The organism is Candidatus Alkanophaga liquidiphilum, from assembly GCF_053996935.1.
Genome location: NZ_JBMXYC010000031.1, coordinates 1 through 23476 on the forward strand (window position 1 = coordinate 1; position 23476 = coordinate 23476).

A 23476-nucleotide genomic window follows, 5' to 3' on the forward strand; every position below is an offset into this window, starting at 1 on the left:
CAGACGGCTTCGGGGAAGGGCTGCCGGAATTCTGTCAGAGCTCCATCCCGTCTCTAAAACCTCTGTCCGGAACTGGATAAAGAAAAGAAATTTGAAGAGAAGCTACCGGTTACAACAGAGAAAAAAAGAAATCTGGTTGCCTCAGACGAAACAATTGTTAAAGCGAATAAAAAGCATACTATGTTTATTCTGCGGTGTGGAGAGGAATGAGTTGATTATGAGAGTTTATACAACACGGAATTATCTAACTAAAGTCTTTAAAGGAAGGGCTAGAATACTGCGAGAATAAGCCCGGATTATTAAGATAAGCATGGTTGACGGATGCTATGAGAAGTCTTGGTTGGGAATTCGAACATCAGTCCTTTCGGTGAGATTATGAAGCTCGGTAGGTTGGTGTTTTTTCGCTGAAGCAGCGATAAAGACGCTCTTTTCTCAATTAGCTGCTTTAATCCGTTAGAAACTGGAATGTGTTCTGTAAGTTGTTCATGCTATACTATAATCGGTTGCGGTGGGCTTATGTTATGTGGACACGTCCCTTTTTTAACTACTCGCCGCCGCCATGGGTTCCATCTGCTTCTCTCTTACGCCATTCAATCGTTGTCTCTTGCGGCACACCGCTGGACGCCACATTAAACGACACACCGAACGAGTTCGAGCTCGCCTTCGTAACCGTCAAACATTTGGGGGTTTTGCGAGAGCGTCGTGAAGTATTGGACTCGAGGTTTTGCGAGGTAGAAACATTCCTCGGCGGAGATGTAGTTGTCCCCGTCGGCGTCAGCGTAGCCTTTCAAGCCACGGACAACGAAAAACGTGAAGACACCGTTTTCCAAGAAGGAATACTCGTAAGAATACTCGTCGGCGTCGCAAGCCGTCAGCACGACACGATTCTCAGCTGCGATGTCCTTGTCGAAGCCGTCTTTTAATGTAACGTGCGCCTTTCCTGCGAGCGTTTTCGCCCGCTGCTGTTCGTCTTGCTTAGCCATGCCGCCGCTGAAGCAGCTGTCTATGATAACCGCCGTCCTCGCCCTTATTTTGTTAAGGAGCGCCGCAAGCTCGTCGTCTCTAATGTCTGCGAACTCGTGCGTGCAAATGTATTCGTCGTAGCCGTCTGCCTCATCGAGCGGCGGCACGTCCACGCCGAAAGTGCCATGTCCTGAGAAGAAGAACAAGGCAATGTCGTCAGGGTCGGCATTCGCAGCGAGCCAGAGCAGCGCCGCCACAATATCAGGTTTGTCAGCGTCATCGTCGAGCAGCAAGTAGATGTGGTCGTCCCGCCAGCCGCCGTTTATTAGCGCAGCTCGCATATCAAGAGCATCATCGTCAGTGTATTCAAGGTCGTTCGTCCAGCCTACATAATCAGCGATGCCAACGAGCACCGCCCACTTCTCCACTCTTGCCCCCAAGAAGCTCCACGCCGTAAAATCCTCGCAGAGCACACCACCTTCATCGCTAAGCGACGCATGCCACGTGTAAGTTCCGTTTTCCAAAGGCGGAAGCGTGAAACTCAAGAGCGCCGGATTATTGTAGCTCAACGAGGGTAGCGTGACGCTGACGTTCGCTACGACGAGAATTTCACCGTTTGGGAACTCAAGCCAGATTTTTAAGACGACAGCACGCTCCACGTCGTTAAAAATGCTCAGACCAACATACATACTGTCATAAGCGTAGTATTCCGGTTTGTCGGTGTATATCGAGACCGTCGGCGACGCTCGTGGCGATGCTTCGACAGCGAACGTGCCGCAGCATAGGAATGCGACGACAAAAACGCATAGAACCTCGGGGAGACGTAAAGCCCGCATGTTCCCCTTTCGCAATCTTATCTTTAAAAATGTTTTGTATGTCCACTTAATTGGGCTCGACGGGGCGGACGAACGGGCGAGCAGAAATTATTCAGAGCGCACGCCCCTGAAAGCCGACACAGATATGCCGTGCCGCCAAGCCTCAAGAGCCGCCACGCCCGCACAGCGCCGAAGTGTATCCACAAAGTTTATATATCACAAATAATGAGTAAAGACCGGAGGCGATACGAATGGTGAACGTGCCTGTTATCGGGGCGGGAGTGATAAGCTTCCTCGTAGCGTTCTGGCTGAAGTTCTTCACGCCGGGCTTCCCAGTGGACGAGTGGCTCATTACGCTCTTTGGGCTCGCTTTTATATGGTGGGGTGGAGTAATAGGAGCATTCTCTTAGGGGGTGCGAGCTTTGAGAATATGGCTGAGGCATAGGTATCTTTCCATACTGAGGTATGGGGGGCTTGCGCTGATGGTTTATGGAGTTTACGGCTTGATGAAGTGGGCTGCGCCACTCTGGACGCTTTCGGAGCGTGTGATGCCGCAGAGTGTCCTCTGGTTGCTCATCGTTGGCATAATATCTTTCACCCTTGGGTTCTGCATAGAGGAGAAGTGAGGGGGGACTATGAGGAGATTTAACGTTTTAAAGACGAAGGAGATGGAAGAAAGATACATAAGGTCGGTACTGGAGCATTGGGACACCATACAGGATGAGCGGGACTTTGTTCTCTCAAGTTCAGGACTTAAAGAAGAAGATTTATGGGACTATGAGAAGCACGGCGGGCTCAGCTACGACCTCTTGATGGACAGGTGTAACTGGCGTGTCGGCATCGAAAATGTGATGCTCACGTGGCTCGTCATCGCTATAATATACTTTGCGCTGTATTACTTCTGGATGAACGGCGTTTTCGGATAATTTGGCGGTAGTTGCAGGAGCGCCGCCGATGCATACCGTCAAGATAGTTGTGCCAGTCGCAGCTTCCGAGCCTGTTGGCATTATAGAACGCTCCATAGAGGCTTTGTGTCGCTTGAAATGCCACCTCCCAGTCGAAATAATATATGTGATAGATAGCAAGGACGATGAGCGGTATGCAGTGCTAAAGGAGCTGGTGCGACGAAAGGAGAAGGACGTAAAAATAAGTTTGCTTTTTAGGGGAACCGACAGGGGGCGAAGGGCAGGAGCGCTAAACGATGCGTTGGCAGTTGCTTTGGATGAAAACTCATTTTTTGCGTTTTTCGACATTGACAGCCGTCCTAACGAGAATTTCCTGGAAGCGTGCCTTGAGGTGCTGGAAGCGGACGAGAGCTGCGAAATAGCATTCGTCAGTGCGCCACGCTACATAATAAACGAGGGGGTCATCCCAAGGCTAGTGTCCGCAGAATACGAGCTTCTGACGAGCCTCTACAAATTTTTCGGCAACAAGAGCGTGTTTCTCCACTTCAACGGCTTGATCGGGGTTGCTCGTGCAAGTATATTTTCGAAGTGGCGTTTCGACGAGACTAAGATATGCGAGGATGTGGACATGAGCGACAAGATTTATTTGAGCGGCTGGCGAGTTGCGACGACATTGAAAACCCGGGTGGGAGAACAGGCGCCGCAGACGCTGGCTGACCTCTACTTTCAGAGAATACGGTGGATGCTCGGGCCTTTGGAGTGTCTGAGCACACATTTCACTGCATTCCTAAAAGCAAAAATCCCAAGGGGTGCTCACATGGCTTGCGCTGATGCTCTCCCCATACCTTATGATTTTCACCATGCCCCTCACCCCCGCACTCTTCTTATGCCTCGTCGCAACATTAAAGAGCTTCAAAGACGCCCTCATACGCTGCTTGGGCGTCCTGTTCTCGCCAATATTCATGGAGTTTTGCAGCCTTTCTTCAGCCATACTCTACGCAACAGGCAGGAAAACATGGCGAAGTATGAAAAGGGATTCTGTCTAACGCTTCTGCACAAAACAAGTTTCCAAACTCGCAAGTTTAATATAAATTCGTTATTTAAATTAATAGAGCGAATGAGAAGAAAGGAGATGAGCGGAGATGGGACGTGAAAAGCTCGTAAAGGTGGAAGGGCTGACCAAGAAGTTCGACGGCAAGGTGGTGCTGGAAGATATAAACTTCACCGTGATGGAGGGGGAAGCCTTCGGCATCCTCGGGAAAAGCGGCTCTGGGAAGACTGTGCTGATGAATGCGATGCGGGGCGTGAAGGAGTATGAGCCGACAGCGGGTGTCGTGCTCTACAACGTGGCGATCTGCCCTAATGTCGAAACTTGTGGCTGGGTGGAGCCGCCGTCGAAAGTGGGGACGCCGTGCAAGAGGTGTGGGGCGACTCTTGAGCTTGAAGAGATAGATTTTTGGGCGATAAGGGGCACGCCGAAGTTCCGGAATTTGTATAACCGGCTTTCCATGATGCTCCAGCGGACGTTTGCTCTTTACACCGAAAAGACTGTCATAGGGAACGTGGAAGAAGCTCTGAAGGATATAGACTACCCAAGGGAGAGGATGCCGCTCAAGATAATGGAACTCGTCAAAAGAGTCAAGCTCGTGCACCGCAGCTTACACCCAGCAAGAGACTTGAGCGGCGGCGAGAAGCAGCGTGTCGTGCTCGCACGGCAACTCGCAAGAGACCCCATCGTGCTCTTTGCTGACGAGCCAACGGGAACACTCGACCCGATAACGGCGCAGGCGGTGCACGAGGTTCTGAGGCAGGAAGTGGACGGAGGGCTCACGCTCGTGATGACGTCGCACTGGCTTTATGCGCTCGTCGAAATTACCGACAGGGGCATCGTCCTCGAAGATGGACACATCACAATGGAAGGCAAGACAACGGAGATAAAAGATGCGATGGCAGGCGGCTTAGAAGAGTTCGAAAAGCCCCCCATTTCCGAAAATATTAGGATACGGGTTGAAAATTGCAAGAAGTATTTCTACACCGCCGATCGTGGGGCGATAAAAGCTGTGGACGGCGTCTCCTTCGAGGTGCGAGAGGGCGAGATTCTGGGGATAGTCGGAGTCTCAGGCGCCGGGAAGACGACGCTCGGCAGGATAATCGCCGGCTTGCAGGTGCCGTCCTTAGGGAAAGCCTACGTGAAGATAGGAGACGAGTGGATAGACATGAGCGTGCCCGGGGCGACAGGCAGGGGCAGAGCGACCCCTTACATCGCAATCCTGCACCAGGAATACGGGCTCTACCCGCACAGCACAATCCTTGAGAACCTCACGGATTCCATAGGCTTGATTCTGCCGAAGGAGATAGCGAAGGCGAAGGCTACGATGGTGTTGGAGGCGGTGGGCTTTGATGAGAAACGGATTGAAGAGATCTTTAATGCATATCCTGATGAGCTCGGCGAGGGGGAGAGACACAGGATTGCGCTCGCACGAGCGCTGATGAAGGAGCCGGAGATCCTGATTCTGGACGAGCCGACGGGCACTATCGACTCAATCACGCAGAACGTCATCGCAAAAGCCATACTCTCGTCAAGGGCTGAACTTGGTCAAACATACATCATCATGTCGCACGACCCCGACTTCATCGAGAAGGTCTGCGACCGCGCGATACTCATGCGTGGCGGCAAGATTGTGGAAATAGGCGACCCAAGGAATATCGTGAAAATGTTCAAGGAGATAGAAAAGCCCATGGACGTCTAATTTTCTCCTTTTTGCTCATCGTTTTTTGTTTCTTCGCTATTTTCGTTTTTCGCAAGCCAACTGCAATAAGGGCAGCCGAGCTGCCAAACCCGCCGCCTTCCTCCTTTCCCGCCGCCGCTACTTACCACACGCATTTTCGGCAAGCCATGCACTTCGCAACGCTCCTCGGAGATTACGAGATATCCACTCTTTGGCAGCGGCAATGAAAAATCGCAGTTCGGGAAGCTACTGCAGCCTATGAACCTGTTGCCCTTCTTCGAACGTCGCAGCAAGAGCTCGCCGCCGCACTTCGGACACGCTCCGAGCTTTGCGTCTTCGCTAATGCCGGTGCGCAGCAACTCTCTTATTTCTTCACGACGAGTCGCCATTTCGTCAAAAATGGCGCTCAGCAGCTCCTTTGACTTATTTATGACTTCTTCTTCACTCTTTTCCCCCTCGCAAATCCTGTCCATCTCCTCCTCAAGGCTTTTCGTCATCTCCGCCTGCGTTATAATTTCGGCATGCCGTCGCAGCGACTCTACGACGGCGAACGCCTTTTTCGTCGGCTTCAGCGGGTTTCCACGCACGTAGCCACGCTGATACAGCTTTGCGAGGATTTCATGGCGGGTGCTCTTTGTTCCGATGCCGAGTTCTTCCATTTTTTTGATTAGGGCGCCTTGCGTGAACCGTTTCGGCGGCTTCGTCTCCTTCTCTTCCACCCGCAGCAGCAAAAGAACTACGTCGCCCTCATTAAGCTTCGGCAGCAGCTTTTCCTCGGCTTTCACGTAAGGGTAAACGTCCAGAAAGCCTTTTTTCAGGAGTTTTCTGCCAGACGCTCTGAAGATTTCGCCGCTGGCGTCGAGTTTCACCCGCACGCTCTCCCAAAGCGCTGGCTCGGAAAGCGTCGCAAGGAAGCGGCGAACAACAAGCTCGTAAATCCGCCATTCATCATCGTCTAACTGCTCGGCGTCGGCGAGCGCTACCGGATGTATTGGCGGGTGGTCGGTCGTTCTCTTCTTACCTGCGGTCGGTGTTAGCGTCTTCTTTTTTAAAAGCGCTTCTGCATGCTTTTTAAAGGCAGCGTGAGCGACAAGCATCTCCAAAATGCTCTCAAAACGAATCGTCTCGGGGTAAACGGTGTTGTCCGTCCTGTGGTAAGAAATGAAACCCCTTAGATATAAGCTTTCAGCAATACGCATCGCACGCATGGGAGAAAAGCCGATGGAAGCTGCGGCTCTCAGGAATTCTGTGGTGTTGAAGGGGATAGGCGGCTTCTGCTCCGCTCGTTTAACTTTAAACTCGACGACGCTTGCGGGCACGAGCTCGCCGTCCGGCGTCTGCACAGCATTAGTCTTAAGCCTTGCGACCAAGTCATCGGCGGCAGCACGCTCCCAGAATTTCTTGGGGTGCTTCGCCTCGAAAGTCTTTGGTTTCGCCTCTGAAGCCGTCGTTATCCTTGCGGTGGCATACACCTCGTAGTATTTCTGTGGCGTGAAAGCCTCGATTTCACGCTCTCTGTCCACGACGAGGGCGAGCGCCGGCGATTGAACTCTGCCGACTGAAAGAAAATCCTTGCCAAGGCTGTTTGCCGCCAGCGACACGAACCTCGTGAGCGAGGCGCCCCAGACCAAATCAATGATTTCTCTGGCTTCTGCCGCCGCCGCCAGATTGTAATCAATGGCGGTGCGGTTTGCGAAGCTTTCTTTGATGTCCTTTTCGGTGATGGCGCTGTAGCGCATTCTGTCGGCTCGGACGTGCGGGTTCGCCGCCTTTATAATGCGGAGGGCTTCGACGCCGATGAGCTCGCCTTCTCTGTCGTAGTCGGTCGCTATCGTCACGAGCGTGGCGTCCTTTGCTATCTTGCGGAGAGCGGCGACTACGTCCTTTCTGAGCGGCACAGTAACGAGTTCGGCGTTCACGAGGCGTTGCGGCGGCACACTCTTCCAGCTTTTGTAGTTCTTCGGGAAGTCAAAGCCGACGACGTGCCCCTGAAGCCCCATGACGGTGACGTCGTCGAACTTGTAGGCTTTGATACTACCTATTTTAACGCTTTCAACCTTCCCGTCCGAGAGGATGGCGGCGATGCGGCGTGCCGTCGTGTTCTTCTCGGTGATGATGTAGTGCATGATTTCACGCTGTTATTGTTGAGTGGCGGCGTGTTAGTTAAGGTTTCGCCGCAGCGACGTAGATACACGCAGCTCTTTTGCACTTGTTGCAATCCTGCATCAAGGTTTTTACCGGCGGCTCTCCTTTTATTTGAGTTACGAGTTCGAGAACTTCATCAAGCCTCTCACGCTCGCCCTCGACGCAGAGGACAATGGCGCCCTCGCCGCCTGCACCTATCTGGAAGGCGTCTTCGGCGCCTAAAAGCCTCAGCGCTTCGATTTCCGTTACAACTGCTCCGTGGACGGGGAGCAAGCCGACCGGCATGCCCACCGCCTTATAGACACCTTGGAATCCCCTAATGCGGCGAGCCGCCTCCACGATGGAGAAGCGGACAGATTTCGCAAGATTAACGGGGATGACAAAGTGTGCGCCACGAGCAACGACTGTGCCGAGCGCCGAGCCTATGGTTCCGCCTTTCGGGTGTGCGAGCAGGATGCCAGCGACACCATCGGGGTCGACGGCGTTCGCACCCTTTATGAAGACGTCATCCTTCGAAAGTTCTTCGAGGGCGTCGTCGAGGCTGCCGTCGTAGAGCGAGCCGTTTTTGATAATTATTTCGGGCTGCCGCTCCACCTTTGGAACGACGCAGGGACGGTCGGAAATAACGCCAGCGGCGAACCGCCGCTTGTCTATTTCGTGTTCGATGCCTACTTGCTGCAACAGTTCCTCGGCGACATAAGCGTTCGTCGTGCCCTGCGTCACGATGACAAGCCCGTCCTTGAGCGCCTTCCGCACAACTTCCATGCGGGCGACGCCCTTTGCGATGAGCCGCTTCCCCTCCGCAGGTGTCAAGGTTATTTGCAGCAACATTTTCTCACCGCTTCTTAGTTCGTCGGCAAAAAATTAAACGCTGCACGTCGGATACATCAGCGGTGGTAGCACCCATGGCAGCACTAAAAATATCAAAGCAACGACAAACGCCACGACGACAGCAATCGAGACGAGCACGGCTGCGACCGCTTTTCCAGTGGAGATTTCATGCAGCTCCCTGATGCCTATAATCTGAAGGGCGAGCGCCCAGAGAGCGAAAACAATGCCGACGAACGGGACCCAACCGAAGAGCAGCGAGGGCGTTGCCGCATACATGCAGGCTTTGAGCGTTTGGGAGACGCCACGCCGCCCGCCAAAAGCGAAGACCCAGAGGTGCAGCCAGAGCCCCATAATGAAGATGCCTATAATTCCAACGATGAGTGCGTAAATAAGCATGCCCGCAAACATGAAGCCGCCAAGCACCGCAACAGAAACGCCAACGGGCAGCTCCGCCGTCAGGGGCTGCGGGAAGTATTTCGCAAAAATGACGAGGAGCGCTGCAAGCGCTGCCGCCAAAAGCACACCGAACACCACGAGCAGCACCAAAAAATAGACGAAGGCATTGCCAAGCGTCTCGTCCCGCACCGCTCGGAACGTCGCCGCGGGGCTAAGCAAGAGGCCCTTCACCTTTTCTAAGAACTGCATACCCCTGAGTTTGCCACGCCGCTTAAAAACATTGCGCCACCAATGCTTAAATTTAAAAAGTTCTCAATGTTTGAAATTTGTTTTTATATCAATGAAACGATTTTTTAGATTTACGGAAATCTTATGTGCACTCTAAGGCTTAGTTTTTTCGTAATAAAATGAAAGGGGGTGAGAATGTGGAAAAGCTGAACAAAAAGGGCGTCTCGCCGGTCATCGGCGTCATCCTCATGGTCGCCGCCACCATCGTCGTCGCCGCAGTAGTCCTCGGCATGCTCGGAGGCTTCGGTCCGCCGAAAAAAACATACGCCGTATCAGCGACGGTTACACAAATTAACGCCACTGCAATAAAAATAGTATATCAAGGAGGGCCAGATGCTGACCTTGTAACAAACTTGAGTTATATAGTAGATGGTCACCCTAACCCAGCAGGCAGCTTAGACCATACCCCTGGAGCCATAGTAATAATCAACAACGCTTCCTATATCGATGCGGGACCGAACAATGATGCTGTTACAGTGACTGCGACTTTCCAAGACGGCTCACAGCAAGTGATACTTGATACAATGATCTAACCGACAATTTTTCTTTCTCATTTTTTGTGTAAACTGCTGATATTATCCCATTTTCACCGATGAGACGACGCAGGTAGTTCTCGATACTTATGTATAACTTGTTTTTATTTTTCCCCTCTTTTTATGTTTAACATTGTAGCCTCTTTCGTTTAGCCTTAAGAGCGTATAGTATTATCAGATTGATCTGACGGCGCGTGTAAGCTACGGCAGCGTTTAGAGACGTTGGCGTGTAGAGCGTTTTGCGTGATCGATTCCCAGGGCGCTCGAAATTTATTTGCGGGCGCTGTATTGTTACAGAGGGCAAATAGCCCGTCAATTTCGGTGGCATTCTCATACGTCCCGGTCTGCCCCACCGCCATCGAACGGAGACTCACGGAACGCACGCAAGCAAACAGGTATCAGCTTGCCGTGCCTTCTGCGCCAAACGCTTCAGCCTGATGCGACAAGCATCAACGCAGCACGCTTTGTCATTAAACAAAACAAATTAAAGGAGTAGCGGAGCGGCGTGAAATCAAGCAGTGACAAGACAGAACGCCAAAAGCTACGCGCAGGACTCAGAGACGCCCTACCGGCGCTAAGGGCGATTTTCAGACAAGCCTTATTAAGCTCCCTCGCCACCGCACGCCTCGCCGCTCAAGGCGCCGCACGACGCCACCAAATTTCCACAACCTCCAGAAAGTCAGCACGTCTGAAGTCGGCGTCGAGTTCGCGATTTTCGTAACGCAGTAGTGCCCCGCGGCACGTCGTCACTATCAATGCGTCGTTCGGCAGGGGCTTTCGCCACCAGTGCGATAGCCGTTCTGACAACGTCATAAGAAGTCATCAAAACGCTTCTTTAGCACTTTCGGTTTTACTGTTGGCTATTCAATTTTAAATTTATAATGTCGAAAGGCAGAGAAGCAACATGAGCTCGTGAAAAGGTATATAATTTGCGAGCGCCAAGGTGGCGTGCGAGGTAGAATGCAAGGGGCTGGGAAAATGATAAAGGTAGCGGTAGCCGGGGCGAGGGGTAGGATGGGCAGCCTTGTGATAAAGAACGTTCTTGAGGATGCAGACCTTGAGCTTGTGGCAGCGTTCGACTTCAGAGGTGTCGGCGAACTCGTCGCCGCTGAGGGCGTCGTCATCAAACATCCTTCGGAAATGGACGCCGAACTAAAGGCTAAGAAGCCGGACGTGCTCGTAGATTTCACGAATGCGGAGGCGGCGGTCGAAAACGTGAAAATAGCTGCAAGAAACGGCGTCAGGCTCGTTGTTGGCACGACAGGCTTCTCTGAAGGACAAATGCGAGAAATGCGTGAGGCGATAGATGGAAACGTGCCAGCGGTCATCTCGCCAAACTTTTCCATCGGCGTCAACGTCTTCTGGCGGCTTTTAGCGCATGCTGCCGAGTATCTCAGGGACTACGACGTTGAAATCGTAGAGGCACACCACTCTGCAAAGAAGGATGCGCCGAGCGGCACAGCGCTCAAAGCCGCCCGCATCATCGCAGAACGCAAAGGGCTCTCAGAAGAAAACTTCGTCTTCGGCAGACGGGGACTCTCGCCACGCTCGCATGCGGAAATAGGAATCCATGCTGTCCGTGCCGGCGACATCGTCGGCGAGCACACTGCCATTTTCGCAAGACGTGGCGAACGCATCGAACTAACGCACCGAGCGCACAGTAGAGAGGCATTCGCACAGGGTGCCATTCTCGCTGTAAAATGGGTATTCGAAGTGCAGGAAAGCGGCGTTTATTCTATGGAAGACGTTCTGTGGGGCTGAATTTACCTACACAGCCTTACCGCAATGTTAGCGTCCCACCACCGGTACACCACCTTAACGCAAGCTGCTTGCAACGCCCTGCAGCCGCCTGTCGCTCATCAGCCCAAGATACCAGCAAGCTCCTCGATGATGACTTCCGCTATGACCTTCTTTAAGCCGCTGACGTGCTTTGCTTCGTCGCTGCCCTTTTTCAGGATGTAAACGTTGTTGTCATCGGTGCCCATGCCGCCTCGCCCGACGTCATTTGCCACCATCATTTGGAGGGCGCACTCCTCCATCTTCGCACGAGCCCGCCGTATCAGCTCCTCGTCGCTCACGTTCGTCTCAGCCTTGAAAGCTACCATTACGAGGTCTGGGTATTTCTCCCGGACGGTGTCTATGAGCTTGACGTTTGGGATGAGGCGGAGCGTCGTCGCAGCGTCGCTCTTTATCTTCGTGTCGAAGGGCTCGACCGTGAAATCTGAGATCGCTGCCGCCGAAATGAAAGCGTCGTAGCCGGTGCTTAGTTCGTTGAGACACGCTTCAAGCATCTCACGGGCGGTCTCCACCTTAATTTCCCGAATGCCCCAGATATTGAACCATTTGTTGTGAACGAGCGTGACTTCGGCGCCCTGTCGGTAGGCTTCCTTCGCAAGCTCGACACCCGTTTTCCCGGAGCTGCGGTTCGTAATTACTCGTATAGGGTCTATCGGTTCAAGCGTCGGACCGCCTGTAATGAGAATGCGCTTGCCTCGCAGCTTACGCTCCGAAAGCATATGCTCGACGTTCAGGACGATGTCTTCGACGTCAGCGATTTTCGCCTTTCCCTCTTCGAACTTCGGACCGACGAAAACCACGCCGTGCCGCTTCAGCTTTTCAATATTCTCCTCGAGAACCGGACTCTCGAACATCGTTTCGTGCATCGCCGGCACTATCACTATCGGAACGCCAGAGCCGAGGGCTGTCGCCGCAAACGTCGTGACTGGCGTGTCCGAGACGCCGCACGCAATCTTGTTTATCGTGTTTGCGGTACACGGCGCTATCAAAAACAGGTCGGCGGCGCCCTCCATGCCAAGAAACTCGATGTGTTCGATGTTGCCCATGAGCTTCGTCACGACCTCGTGCCCGGTGGCATAGTGCAGCGTGTATGGGTGTATTATTTCCTTCGCCGCCTCGCTCATCACCGCAAAAACGTCTGCGCCGTATCTAATAAGCTCGTGCGCCAGCTCAACAGCTCTGACGGCGGCTATTGAGCCCGTAACGCCCAACACCACCCTCTTGCCAAGTAGTGAGCGGCTCTTCGTCGCCTTTATCCGCAGCGTCGGATGCAGTCCTCGCTCTCCCATCTCCACACCAGGCTTTTTTGATTTCTCACGTGACCTCTACCCTCCATTGGAGGGCATCCGCCGGACGAGGTTGGGGAGTGTGCCTGATGTGGCACTCCCCTTCGGGCTGGGTCACGACAGCCCCTACCGTGAGCATATAGCCCACGGCTCGTCTCATTATATTTTTAGCTCCGTTCACATCACCACCGATTTGATATCCACAATCCTTGCAGATGAAAACTCCCTGAGAAGGTCTTTTGGTATTCATTGAACCACATCTTGAACACTGTTTCGACGTGTTGAACTCTGAAACTTCTATCACTGCAATCCCTCTCTCCAATGCTTTATGCTTGATATATTCCTTCAAGCGGTAGAACGGCATCGAATTCACTCTCCTGTTCACTTCTCTCCCTTTGTTGTTATTTCTAACTCCGTTCAAGTTGCCTATCGCAATTATTGCGTCGTGCCTCTCCGCCTCTTCAACAATTTCCTTTGCTATCTTGTGCAGCTCGTCGTTTACAATCCTCCGCTCCTTGTGCCCAATCTTCTTTATCGCCCTCTGCTTCTTCTCCCTTCCGAGCTTCCTCCTAAGCCAGAAATACTTTCCTCTAACCGCCCTCACTTTTCTGCCGTAGAACTTTGGCTTGCTGCGGTGCCGTGCCACCGACACTCCTATCCAACGAGCTCCCATGTCTATCGCTATGATGGATGAGTATTCACTCTTTTGCTCAACATCCTTTTTAACAGTTACGTGAAGGTAAAATTCTCCCCCGTCCGTCCTGACAAGTAAAGATTCACATATAGCCCACTCCTCAAAAATAATTGGCTGATGAACCAGTGCGACCTTTACACCACCTCTTACACCTTTTACCCTTATCCTCGCCCAATATTTAGCTATTTTCGTATCTCTTCTTTGGATATCTATCAAATCTTTTCTTATTGGGATGCCCCTCATCTTCCTTGCTTTCTTATATAGCCACTTTGCATCTTGCTTGTATGCTGAATACACCCCTCTATCTTCTCCCGTCTCAAACCAATGCTGGAAGTTATCATATTCCTTGTTAAGTAGTTTCCTCTTTCGCTCGGTTAAACCCATTATCTTACACTTGACGGTCTTTGTCACTTCCATTAGTTTTAGTGTATTCTTTCTACTTAAAAACTTTCCCGCCCTCCTCCCCCTCTGTATCCCTCCTTTGAGAAGAAGGGATTAGAAGCAACTTATCCTGAATATGGATGGGGTTAAAGATTCTGGACGACGATGCGGAGAAGACAACTTGAAATACCGAGGCGAGCTTAAGTCTTGCTGGGACCCATTAAGGATTAGGTGAAAACGTGGCTCCCCCCTCGCTGCACGACGAGGACCTCCGCACGACGATAAGAAAATACGCTCTCCAGAACGCCGTCAGGCATAGGAAGCCACCAAGGATCGATGCTGTCGTTAAGAAGCTGATAGGCGAGCATCCTGAGTTTAAAACTGGAATCAGAGACCTTATGCCAGTCATCAAGAAGGTCGTAATGGAGGTCAGCAAACTCGACGTGAAGCGTTGCGAAGAAGAGTTAAAGCGGCTGGCGCCAGAGCTTCTTGCTGAGCTTGCGGAGGCTGGCGAGCGTAGGGAAGAAATATTGCCCCCGTTGCCGGACGCCGACCGTGGCGTAGTGATGAGGTTCGCTCCGAACCCGAACGGACCGCCGACACTCGGCAGCGCTAGGGGCATAATCGTGAACTCCGAATACGCCCGCCGCTACAAAGGGCGTTTTATTTTAAGGTTCGACGACACCGACCCCGTGCTGAAGCGTCCACTGCTCGAGGCTTACGACTGGTATTTAGAGGACTGCGAGTGGCTCGATGCGAGACCTGACGAGGTCGTGATTGCGTCGGAACGCCTTAGAATCTACTACGAGCATGCAAAACGCCTTATCGAGCTTGGCGGCGCCTACGTGTGCTTCTGCGGGAGAGCGGAGTTTAAAAAACTCAAAGATGCTTCCCGTGAGTGCCCCCACCGTAATGCAGATGTGGAGGAGAACTTAGAGCGTTGGAAGCGGATGCTTGACGGAAAATACGAGCCTGGGGATGCGGTATTGCGTGTGAAGACGGACATGCGGCACAAAGACCCTGCGTTGCGGGACTGGGTGGCGTTCCGGATTTTGAAGGCGACGCACCCCCGCCCGAGCGTCGCCGATAAATACTGCGTCTGGCCAACCCTCGATTTCGAGTCCGCTATTGAAGACCATATCCTCGGCGTCACGCACATCATCCGAGGAAAAGATTTGATGGACTCTGAAGGACGGCAGAGATTCCTTTACAAGCACTTCGGCTGGGAATACCCCATCACGATTCTGTGGGGGCGCCTGAAAATCCACGAGTTCGGCAAACTCAGCACGTCAGAGCTGAGACGACGCATCGAGAGCGGTGAGTTCGACGGTTGGGATGACCCGAGAGTCCCGACGATAAGAGCGTTACGTAGAAGAGGCTTCGAACCCGAAGCGATACGCCGCTTTTTCCTCAACCTCGGCGTCACCGAGAACGACGTGGCTATCAGCTTGAAGAACCTTTATGCCGAAAACCGCAAGTTAATCGACGAGAAGGCTAATAGATACTTTTTCGTCACCTCGCCGCAGGAGCTTCATCTCGTGAAAAACGGTGAGGAGTTCCAAGGCGTGGCGAGGGCATTATTGCACCCCAACAGGAGGGACTTCCGTGAGATTGAAGTTCGCCGCTCGGTGTTCATCAACGGCGACGACGCCCGCACGCTGAGAGTCGGCGGCGCCCTCCGCTTAAAATACCTGTGTGACGTGGAAATCGTGAGCGAGGAGCCTTTGACCGCAAGAGTCGTCAGTGACGCCGAAGCGATAGCTGCCGGGGCTGATGACAAGAAGAAGCCCGTCATCCAGTGGGTTCCTGCTGAAAACTACATCCATGTGGTCGTCAAGAGACCTGAGGTCGAAAAGCCGGAGGAGCTCGGCATCGGTGAGCCCCTCATAAAGCAAGAAGTGGGGGACGTCGTGCAATTTGAAAGATACGGATTCGTGAGGGTCGATTCCGTCGAGGGGCAGACCGTAATCGCATACTTCACGCATTAGTCTCCACAAAAGCTCAAATGTTTGCGTGCCTATGCAGCACTAAGGCTCAGCGTGAGAAGAACAAGGAACATATCTTCTCGACATATTTCGGTCGTGCAAAGATTGTGACGGTGTCGCCGACCCTCAGGACGGTGTCGCCTTTGGGGATGATGAGCTCGCCGTTACGTTGCACCGCAACTACGACGGCATCCTTTAATTTCAGCTCAGAAAGGCTCTTTCCCGCGGCTATTGAATTCTCCTCAACGACGAGTTCGAAGCCCTCAGCCTGCCCATCCCCGATGCTCACGAGGAAGTCCTTGACCTTCGGGCGGCGTGACGCAAAATACAGTTGCTTTGCGACGAGCATGTCCGGATTTTCAAAGACAGTAACGCCTGCATCCCTGAACATCTTCAGGTGCTCCTCCTTGTTCACGACGGAAACTATGCCTTTTATGCCGAACTCCTTAGCCTTGAGGGTTATCATGAGGTTTGTGGCGTCGTCCGAGGTCGTTGTGATCAGGGCGTCAGCACGGCTCGCCCCCGCCTCCTCAAGTGTCGTCCCGACGGTCGCATCGCCCACTATTGTGATGACGTCATACTCCATTGCTACCTCCCGGCACCGCCGCTCATCCTTGTCTATCACCACGACGTCATTCTTGTCCTGCACCGCTACCCGCACTAAGTTCCTGCCTATGCCTCCCAGCCCCACTATTATTATATGCATCCTTTATGCACCGTCAGGGCAACCCCTTTTTATCTTTTTCTGTTTTATGAACCTTACGCCGTCATTTCCTGTCCACGCCGCTCGCTGTCACACGCAAATGCTCATCCTCAAGGTATTCCTGAGCGCCGGTCCGAGCCCAAGCACGAATGCCGCCGCCAGAACGACGCTCTGCAGCTTCCTATCCTCAAGGAACGGTAAAAAATACAGAAGAGCTGCTACCACGAGCACTTTCAGCGGGAACATCAACACCACGGCTTCGACAGAAAAGCTATAGAGCGCGCTCTCGAGGACGTGTTTGCTGCTGTATCCTAAGAATTTTATTCCCACGTATGAGGAAGAGGCGTCTAGGAGATGCGAGAAGATGACGTAACTGCCGGCGCCCGCCAGAAATTCGAAACGCAGCGCCCTCGCCGCCGCCCACGTTAAGACGTGCGCGACGGCTGCCAGCAGAAATACGAGGAGCGGTGCCCAGAGGCACACGCACTGGCTGCGTCCACCGCCAAAGCTTAAAAAGAAAACGAGCGTGCTGACGCAAATCACCACGCCGACAACCCCAAATCTTTTTTCCACCGCTCGCATCCGCTCCTCGACAGACAGCTGCCCTCCTGCTTTTGCCGCCGTCGTGACGACGCACGCCGCAAGCACGAGCAGCGTCACCGCCAGCAGTTCCAGCCAAATCAGCGGAGATACGAGGAAGTAACGGTGCGGCGCCGGCACGAGCTCGGCGTCTTCGGCAACTCTGAGGAAGACGCCTGTCAGCACGTAGGGCGTCAGACTCAAGAGAAAACGCTCGTCCGCCTCAATCCCCCACTTCTTAAACAGCTTATAAACGAGGAACGCAACGAGCAGCAGTAACGCTGCCCACGTCGCGGTGTTCACGACGTTGTAGCCTGTGTCGTAAATTATGGGCGCCACGTAGTAACGCCAGAAAAATTCCTTGACCGCCATTTCTTAACGCCCTCTACTCAAACTTAGGCATTAAGCTCCCGCCACAGCCGCAGTATGCAAAAAAGCATGTTCTTAGCGTCCTTCAAAGTCTCAACTTTACTCCTTTTGGACTCACGCCAGCGCACTGGGAACTCCTTCACCTTTAAGCCTCGTCTCTGCGCCCGCACGAGGATTTCAGTGTCCCAAAACCAATGCTCATCCTTTACCTCCCCCAAAATCTTCGTCAAAGAACTTTTTTTAAAGGCTTTGAAGCCGCACTGGTGGTCCCGCAGCTCAGAACGCAAGAGCACCCGCACCAAAAAGTTGAAAGTCACGCTCATCAGCTTACGCTTCCGCGTGCGGGCGGCGTTGCTCTCAGGCAGGAGTCTTGAGCCGGTGGCGACGTCGTAGCCTTCGAGTCTTACCGAGTTTATTAACTCCTCCAAATGCTTGAGGTCGGTGGCGAGGTCGACGTCGAGATAGACAAGAGTTTCGCCACTTGCAAGCTTGAAAGCCCGCTTAAGGGCGCCGCCGCGCCCCAGTCGAAAATCGCTATGCAGGAGCCGCACGAAATCCTTCTCCTCTGCTATTCTCCTCGCAATTTCGTAAGTGCTGTCGGTGCTCCCGTCCTCTGCTATTATTATCTCAAAACTCACACCCAGCTCCCTAAGTCCTTTTTCTACGGCGTCCACCGCTCTCTCCAGCATGTCAGCCTCGTTGTATGCGGGGAGCACCACCGAAACCTCGTATGCTCCTACATCTCGCCGTTCCTCCTCGACCCCTGCCCCCATCATTCAAGTTTCCCTCTCAAAAACTCTAAGCTCTTTATGCCGTCCTCTAAGCTGTTAACCTCAACCACCACACAGCCGTTATAGCCCGTGAGCGAGCGGAACACGTTATCCCAGTCTATGCTCCCGTCGCCGAGCGCGAGATGGTCGTCGTCGTCGCCGTGATTGTCGTTAGCATGCATGTGTATTATTTTCTCCCCCAGCCGCAAGAAGCCTTCGAGTGTCTTCGTGGTGTTTGCATGTCCGGTGTCAAGGCAGATGCCGACATTATCCTCGCCGACCGCTTCGAGCATCGCCGCAAGCTCTTCGGGACGCTGTCCAAGCAGCGGGATGATGCGTCCCATATTCTCAACAGCTACTGAAAGCCCATGCTCCTTTGCACACTCACTTATCCTTTTTATCGCCGTAACTGCCTTCTTCCTACTCTTCTCAGGCGTTTTGAAAGCCACTGGCGATATGATACCCGGATGGATGACGCAAACTTCCTCGATGAACTCGTAAGCTCGTTCGATGCTCTCCGCTATCTGCCTGATGCTCTCCTCCCAGATGCGCTTGTTCAGACTCGCAATGTTCAAGTCGGAAAACGGGGCGTGGAGCGAGAGCTTGAGGTTCGTGGTCTCATGAAGCTCTCTCACCTCATTCATTATCAGCGAGACGCTCTGCGGACCCTCATCTATGATTTCCCAGCCTGCGAAGCCGAGGTCTTCGAGCTCGAACATCCACCGCCTCGGGTCGTCCTGCATGTCTATCGAAGAGAAGCTTACTTTCATTGCATCACCCAATGAGTAACTAAAGCTTCCGGCGTTGTTTAGCCTTGTGGCATGCATCAGCGAAATATAGAAAAGTGGGGCCGGTAGGATTTGAACCCACGCCCAAGGGATCTGGAGTCCCCCGCTCTTCCTGGCTGAGCTACGGCCCCTCACCTCTACGTTACTTATGCAAGATATAAAACTTCCCATAATTACGCCACGCAGTATCGCCAGGACGAAGCTTCGTTCTCGCATCACCAAGTGGCTTTTTATCCATTACACTAATGGGCAAAACTCTTAAAATAAGGAAAAACATGAACACTTGTGGAGGTGAAGGGGCGCTGTGCAAAATGCGCCTGCGAGCTATGGAGACACGTTTGATCGTCATATCTCCGGACTCGAAAGTAACGCCGGTTCAAGTGGTAAACAGAATACTTGGCATGGAGCTTGCAAATATAACGGTTAAAGAGACGTGCTACGGCGTGCTCGTGGAGGGCGAGCCCGGGACCTTGGAAGCGATTGTAGAAGAGGTGCGGAAGCTCGACCCGCATGGTATTTTCACGAAGGTGCGTGGCTTCCCCATCGGCGACGTGCGTATCTGCCGGGCGACGAGGCGTGGCGGACCTCGCCCCGGCTTCCACCAGCTCGAACTTGAGCACTCCTTACTGCCCTACGTGAGGCGGGCATTAGATAGGCTGAAGGAGTGACCTTTGGTATCTGCTGCCCGTTGCCAAGGGGCGCACCCACCGGTATATAGTTAACTCGGCGTAGAACGCTCTTGGAGATTATAAAAGACCACTTCCCTTAATTCTCCTTAAAGCGGGAAATTTGCAGCAATAAACTTCTTAAAGCGAGGCGTTTCTTAGCGATGTTTTTATAGATGAGGAGGGAAGTAAGAAACGAGGAGGCGTGCCGAAGGACGAAACCGTAGAGAAAGTGCTAATCATAGGCTCAGGACCGATTCAGATAGGACAAGCTGCCGAGTTCGATTACTCGGGCTCGCAGGCGTGTCGCTCGTTACGGGAAGAGGGCGTGAAGGTAGTCTTAGTGAACTCGAATCCGGCGACGATAATGACAGACCCGGACATGGCGGACGCCGTTTACATCGAGCCGCTTTCTCCGTGGGTCGTGGCGAGAATCATAGGAGAAGAAACCCCGGACGGCGTCATCGCAGGTCTCGGCGGGCAGACCGCCCTTAATATAACAGCGGAGCTTGCGGAAATGGGCATCCTCGAAAAATACGGCGTCCGCGTTCTTGGAACGCCGCTCGAGGCAATCTACAACGCCGAAGACAGGGAGCGTTTCAAGGGGCTCATGGAGAGTATCGGGGAGCCGGTGCCGAGGAGCCAAGCAGTGAATTCGGTCGAGGAGGCGGAAGAGGTGGCAGCGGAGCTTGGCTTCCCGCTGATAATAAGACCGGCATACACGCTTGGCGGGACGGGCGGTGGCGTCGCTCACAATATTGAGGAGCTGCGGGCAATCGTGCATCGTGGCCTTCTGGCGTCGAGAATCCATCAAGTGCTCGTGGAGGAAAGCGTTCTAGGCTGGAAAGAGTTTGAGTATGAAGTGATGCGGGACCGTAAAGGCACATGTATCACGGTTTGCAACATGGAAAACTTCGACCCGATGGGCATTCACACCGGCGAGTCCATCGTGGTGACGCCGTCGCAGACGCTCTCTGACGAGGACCATCAAATGCTGCGTTCCGCCGCCATCAAGATTATAGATGCGTTAAAGGTTGAGGGAGGCTGTAACATACAGTTTGCGTTCCTTGACGGGCGTTACTACGTGATCGAGGTGAATCCCCGTGTTTCGAGGTCGTCGGCGCTGGCGTCGAAGGCGACGGGCTACCCGATTGCGAGGGTCGCCGCTAAGATTGCAATTGGGCTGACGCTCGACGAGATTCCGAACAAGGTCACTGGGAAGACGCCGGCGAGCTTCGAGCCAACGATCGACTACGTCGTCGTGAAGATTCCGAGGTGGCCGTTCGACAAGTTCAAAGATGCCGACCGCACGCTCACGACGTTTATGAAGAGCACCGGTGAGGTTATGGCAATCGGCAGAACTTTTGAAGAGGCGTTGCAGAAGGCAATCCGCTCGCTCGACATAAACAAAGACTTAGGTTACGGGAACTGGAGCGACGGCGAAATAAGGCATCTGTTAAAGAACCCAACGGACGAACGCATCTTTGTGATTTACAAGGCGCTGCAGCGTGGCTTCTCTGTCGAGGAGATTTCAGGACTTACGAACATAGACCCATTCTTCATCGAGAAGATGAAGAACATCGTGGAGATGGAAAAGCTCCTCAAAAAGGACTTGGAGGGCAATTTGCGGAGAGCGAAGCGGCTCGGCTTCGGCGACGAGCGGATTGCGAGAATCACAGGGCGGCGTCGCGAGGAGATAAGCGACCTCCGCCGCAGAAAGGGCATCATCGCCACGTTCAAGATGGTTGACACGTGCGCCGCGGAGTTTGAAGCACAAACACCCTACTACTATTCTACCTATGAAACACAGTGCGAACTAAAAACTTCAAACCGCAAAAAAGTCCTGATAATCGGCTCAGGACCGATAAGAATAGGGCAGGGCATTGAGTTCGACTACTGCACGGTGCATGCCGTCCTTGCATTGAAGGAGGAGGGCATCGAGGCGCACATCATAAACAACAACCCTGAAACCGTCTCGACGGACTTTGATACCTCGGACAAGCTCTTCTTCGAGCCAATTACGCTTGAAGAAGTGATTAACATCATCGAAAAGGAAAAATACGATGGCGTGCTCGTGCAGTTTGGCGGGCAAACCGCCATAAACTTGGCGTTGCCGTTAGAGCGTGAGCTTAAGCGTTTGCGGCTGCCAACGAAGATTTTAGGGACGCCGCCGGGGATGATAGACATGGCGGAGGACCGCAGAAAGTTCAGCGAGTTTCTGCGCCGCCTGAACATTCCGCAACCGGAAAGCGGGTATGCAACGTCGTTAGAAGAGGCGGTGCGTGAGGCTGCAAAAATCGGGTATCCGGTGCTCGTCCGCCCGTCATACGTGCTCGGCGGCAGAGCCATGGAAATCGTGCATGATGAGGCGGAGCTTTGCAAGTATATTGAAGAGGCGGTTCAGGTCTCGAACGAGCGTCCTGTCCTCATAGATAAGTTTTTGGAGGGCGCCACCGAGATAGACGTGGATGCGGTTTGCGACGGCGACGACGTTCTCATCGGGGCGGTTATGGAGCACATAGAAGAGGCGGGCGTCCACTCCGGCGACTCCGCCTGCGTCATCCCGCCGCAATCCCTCAACGAGCAAACCTTAAAGACCATAAAAGACTACACGAGGAGAATAGCGCTTGCTCTTAACACCGTTGGCTTACTGAATATCCAGATGGCGTTTAAAGACGGTGTCGTTTACGTCCTCGAGGTCAATCCACGAGCTTCAAGGACAGTCCCCTACGTCTCAAAAGCCACGGGCATTCCACTGGCGAAGCTCGCCGCAAAGGTTATGGTAGGGCGTAAGCTGAGAGAGCTGAGGTTTGAAGAAGTAAGCGAGCGGGAAATGAAGCATGTTTGCATAAAAGAGGTGGTGCTGCCGTTCTCGAAGTTCAGCGGCAGCGACACGCTCCTCGGACCGGAGATGAAAAGTACGGGCGAGGTCATGGGCGTGGACGCCGACTTCGGGCGTGCGTATTTCAAAGCGGAGCTCGCCGCTGAGAATCCACTCCCGCTCGACGGCACTGTCTTCATCTCAGTATGCGACAGGGATAAGCCTGAGATTGTGGAAGTCGCTAAGAAGTTTCAGGCTGCCGGGCTTTCGATACTAGCGACTCGGGGAACCGCAAAGTTTTTGGAGAGATGCGGAATAAAAGCGACGCCGCTGAAGAAAATCCAGGAGGGCAGCCCGAACATCCTTGACGTGATACGGAGCGGTGCGGGTGCAGGCGGCGAAGGGGTGAGGCTCGTGATAAACACGCCGACCGACCGAAAGTCGCACCGCGACGGCTACCAGATTCGACGATTGTGCATTGATTTCAACATACCTTACATAACGACGATGCAAGCCGCAAAAGCCGCAGCAGATGCCATCATCGCAGTTAGGACTGGAAAGATAGGTGTAAAATCCATAAATATGTATATAAAAGAGTTGCTTGATGCAACGTCATGATTCAACGATGTCATGCGTGCAGAGACGGCTGTTCGACGCTAACAACAAAATATTTATATATAAAACATGAAAATTACCGGCAGGAGGGGTGAGAATGGAGGAGCAAAAGGGGGACATTGTGGCGAAGGCGTGGCCCAAAAGGGCGGAGGAGGAGCGGAGGTGGCTCCGCTGGCGAATGGCGGGCTGGGTGGCGTTCATCGGGTTACTGTGCTTCTGGGGCTTGATGATATTCACTGTGCTCATGCCGTTCATGTATGACAAAGTCGAAGTGACGCAGCAGGGCGGCGAGTTCAAAGTCGTGCCGAAGCCGGAGATGCGCTCGTTCTTCTTTACACACATCCTGCCCGTGGGCATTGCGGCGGTGCTCATACTCGTGGCGACGACCTTCGCTTCGATAAAAATATTCCCGTAGCAC

General features: G+C 53.2%; 23 protein-coding genes and 1 tRNA gene. 12 read left to right on the forward strand and 12 right to left on the reverse strand.

The window, feature by feature from the left end:
• The coding region (locus ACXJJA_RS04245; protein ID WP_456486984.1) for a hypothetical protein at positions 1-289 on the forward strand (289 nt) is incomplete at its 5' end.
• Between the two features lie 340 nt (positions 290-629).
• Here ACXJJA_RS04245 and ACXJJA_RS04250 read toward each other — a convergent pair.
• Positions 630-1799, reverse strand: a complete 1170-nt coding sequence (locus ACXJJA_RS04250) for a caspase family protein (RefSeq protein WP_456486985.1) — start codon at positions 1797-1799, stop codon at positions 630-632.
• Between the two features lie 230 nt (positions 1800-2029).
• On the opposite strand from ACXJJA_RS04250, the gene ACXJJA_RS04255 reads away from it, so the two are divergent.
• From ACXJJA_RS04255 to atwA, 5 genes are read left to right on the forward strand one after another with little or no spacing between them, the layout of a single operon-like run.
• Positions 2030-2188: a hypothetical protein gene (locus ACXJJA_RS04255; protein WP_456486986.1), complete on the forward strand. Its 159-nt coding sequence runs from the start codon at positions 2030-2032 to the stop codon at positions 2186-2188.
• Positions 2189-2200: 12 nt separating this feature from the next.
• On the forward strand, positions 2201-2404 hold the full coding sequence (locus tag ACXJJA_RS04260; protein WP_456486987.1) for a hypothetical protein: 204 nt from the start codon (positions 2201-2203) through the stop codon (positions 2402-2404).
• A 9-nt stretch (positions 2405-2413) separates the two neighbouring features.
• Positions 2414-2704 carry a hypothetical protein gene (locus tag ACXJJA_RS04265; protein ID WP_456486988.1) on the forward strand — a complete coding sequence of 97 codons (291 nt, stop codon included), beginning with the start codon at positions 2414-2416 and terminating at the stop codon, positions 2702-2704.
• Position 2705: 1 nt separating this feature from the next.
• The gene (locus ACXJJA_RS04270) at positions 2706-3836 is read left to right on the forward strand and encodes a glycosyltransferase family 2 protein (RefSeq protein ID WP_456486989.1); all 1131 of its coding nucleotides are present in this window, start codon (positions 2706-2708) and stop codon (positions 3834-3836) included.
• Positions 3826-5433, forward strand: a complete 1608-nt coding sequence (gene atwA / locus ACXJJA_RS04275) for a methyl coenzyme M reductase system, component A2 (RefSeq protein ID WP_456486990.1) — start codon at positions 3826-3828, stop codon at positions 5431-5433. The genes ACXJJA_RS04270 and atwA overlap by 11 nt, the downstream gene beginning before the upstream one ends.
• On the opposite strand, the gene ACXJJA_RS04280 is transcribed toward atwA, so the two are convergent.
• The 3 genes from ACXJJA_RS04280 to ACXJJA_RS04290 are packed head-to-tail and all read right to left on the reverse strand — an operon-like array spanning position 5430 to position 9033.
• Complete coding sequence (locus tag ACXJJA_RS04280; protein WP_456486991.1) at positions 5430-7538, reverse strand: DNA topoisomerase I; 2109 nt, start codon at positions 7536-7538, stop codon at positions 5430-5432. The genes atwA and ACXJJA_RS04280 overlap by 4 nt on opposite strands.
• Positions 7539-7575: 37 nt before the next feature.
• Positions 7576-8388: a sugar phosphate isomerase family gene (locus tag ACXJJA_RS04285; RefSeq protein WP_456486992.1), complete on the reverse strand. Its 813-nt coding sequence runs from the start codon at positions 8386-8388 to the stop codon at positions 7576-7578.
• A gap of 33 nt (positions 8389-8421) precedes the next feature.
• A complete protein-coding gene (locus tag ACXJJA_RS04290; RefSeq protein WP_456486993.1) occupies positions 8422-9033 on the reverse strand; it encodes a YIP1 family protein in 612 nt (203 codons plus the stop codon).
• A gap of 176 nt (positions 9034-9209) precedes the next feature.
• Here ACXJJA_RS04290 and ACXJJA_RS04295 point away from each other — a divergent pair, with 176 nt between their 5' ends.
• Positions 9210-9605 (forward strand): archaellin/type IV pilin N-terminal domain-containing protein, encoded by a 396-nt coding sequence (locus ACXJJA_RS04295; protein WP_456486994.1) that lies wholly within the window; start codon positions 9210-9212, stop codon positions 9603-9605.
• Positions 9606-10238: 633 nt separating this feature from the next.
• On the opposite strand, the gene ACXJJA_RS04300 is transcribed toward ACXJJA_RS04295, so the two are convergent.
• Positions 10239-10418 carry a PIN domain-containing protein gene (locus ACXJJA_RS04300; protein WP_456486995.1) on the reverse strand — a complete coding sequence of 60 codons (180 nt, stop codon included), beginning with the start codon at positions 10416-10418 and terminating at the stop codon, positions 10239-10241.
• A gap of 165 nt (positions 10419-10583) precedes the next feature.
• Here ACXJJA_RS04300 and dapB point away from each other — a divergent pair, with 165 nt between their 5' ends.
• A complete protein-coding gene (gene dapB, locus ACXJJA_RS04305) occupies positions 10584-11366 on the forward strand; it encodes a 4-hydroxy-tetrahydrodipicolinate reductase (RefSeq protein WP_456486996.1) in 783 nt (260 codons plus the stop codon).
• Positions 11367-11464: 98 nt separating this feature from the next.
• Here dapB and coaBC read toward each other — a convergent pair whose 3' ends face one another.
• Together coaBC and ACXJJA_RS04315 are read right to left on the reverse strand one after the other, a co-directional pair.
• On the reverse strand, positions 11465-12691 hold the full coding sequence (coaBC, locus tag ACXJJA_RS04310) for a bifunctional phosphopantothenoylcysteine decarboxylase/phosphopantothenate--cysteine ligase CoaBC (RefSeq protein ID WP_456486997.1): 1227 nt from the start codon (positions 12689-12691) through the stop codon (positions 11465-11467).
• Positions 12692-12716: 25 nt separating this feature from the next.
• A complete protein-coding gene (locus ACXJJA_RS04315; RefSeq protein WP_456486998.1) occupies positions 12717-13799 on the reverse strand; it encodes an RNA-guided endonuclease InsQ/TnpB family protein in 1083 nt (360 codons plus the stop codon).
• A gap of 203 nt (positions 13800-14002) precedes the next feature.
• Between ACXJJA_RS04315 and ACXJJA_RS04320 the strand changes: the two genes are divergently transcribed.
• The gene (locus tag ACXJJA_RS04320; protein WP_456486999.1) at positions 14003-15751 is read left to right on the forward strand and encodes a glutamate--tRNA ligase; all 1749 of its coding nucleotides are present in this window, start codon (positions 14003-14005) and stop codon (positions 15749-15751) included.
• Between the two features lie 46 nt (positions 15752-15797).
• Here ACXJJA_RS04320 and ACXJJA_RS04325 read toward each other — a convergent pair whose 3' ends face one another.
• From ACXJJA_RS04325 to ACXJJA_RS04345, 5 genes are all read right to left on the reverse strand, one after another.
• Positions 15798-16454 carry a potassium channel family protein gene (locus ACXJJA_RS04325; protein ID WP_456487000.1) on the reverse strand — a complete coding sequence of 219 codons (657 nt, stop codon included), beginning with the start codon at positions 16452-16454 and terminating at the stop codon, positions 15798-15800.
• 87 nt (positions 16455-16541) lie between these two features.
• A complete protein-coding gene (locus tag ACXJJA_RS04330) occupies positions 16542-17402 on the reverse strand; it encodes a DUF63 family protein (RefSeq protein ID WP_456487001.1) in 861 nt (286 codons plus the stop codon).
• A 23-nt stretch (positions 17403-17425) separates the two neighbouring features.
• Entirely contained in the window at positions 17426-18175 is a 750-nt protein-coding gene (locus tag ACXJJA_RS04335; RefSeq protein ID WP_456487002.1) for a dolichyl-phosphate beta-glucosyltransferase, read from the reverse strand.
• A complete protein-coding gene (locus tag ACXJJA_RS04340) occupies positions 18172-18939 on the reverse strand; it encodes a sugar phosphate isomerase/epimerase family protein (RefSeq protein WP_456487003.1) in 768 nt (255 codons plus the stop codon). The genes ACXJJA_RS04335 and ACXJJA_RS04340 overlap by 4 nt, the downstream gene beginning before the upstream one ends.
• Before the next feature lie 75 nt (positions 18940-19014).
• Positions 19015-19088 (reverse strand) — tRNA-Trp (locus tag ACXJJA_RS04345).
• Between the two features lie 144 nt (positions 19089-19232).
• Here ACXJJA_RS04345 and ACXJJA_RS04350 point away from each other — a divergent pair.
• The 3 genes from ACXJJA_RS04350 (at position 19233) to ACXJJA_RS04360 (ending at position 23473) form a co-directional block, all read left to right on the forward strand.
• Positions 19233-19625 carry a DUF2102 domain-containing protein gene (locus ACXJJA_RS04350; protein ID WP_456487004.1) on the forward strand — a complete coding sequence of 131 codons (393 nt, stop codon included), beginning with the start codon at positions 19233-19235 and terminating at the stop codon, positions 19623-19625.
• 202 nt (positions 19626-19827) lie between these two features.
• A complete protein-coding gene (gene carB / locus ACXJJA_RS04355) occupies positions 19828-23061 on the forward strand; it encodes a carbamoyl-phosphate synthase large subunit (RefSeq protein ID WP_456487005.1) in 3234 nt (1077 codons plus the stop codon).
• A 94-nt stretch (positions 23062-23155) separates the two neighbouring features.
• On the forward strand, positions 23156-23473 hold the full coding sequence (locus ACXJJA_RS04360) for a hypothetical protein (protein ID WP_456487006.1): 318 nt from the start codon (positions 23156-23158) through the stop codon (positions 23471-23473).
• Positions 23474-23476: the final 3 nt, after the last annotated feature.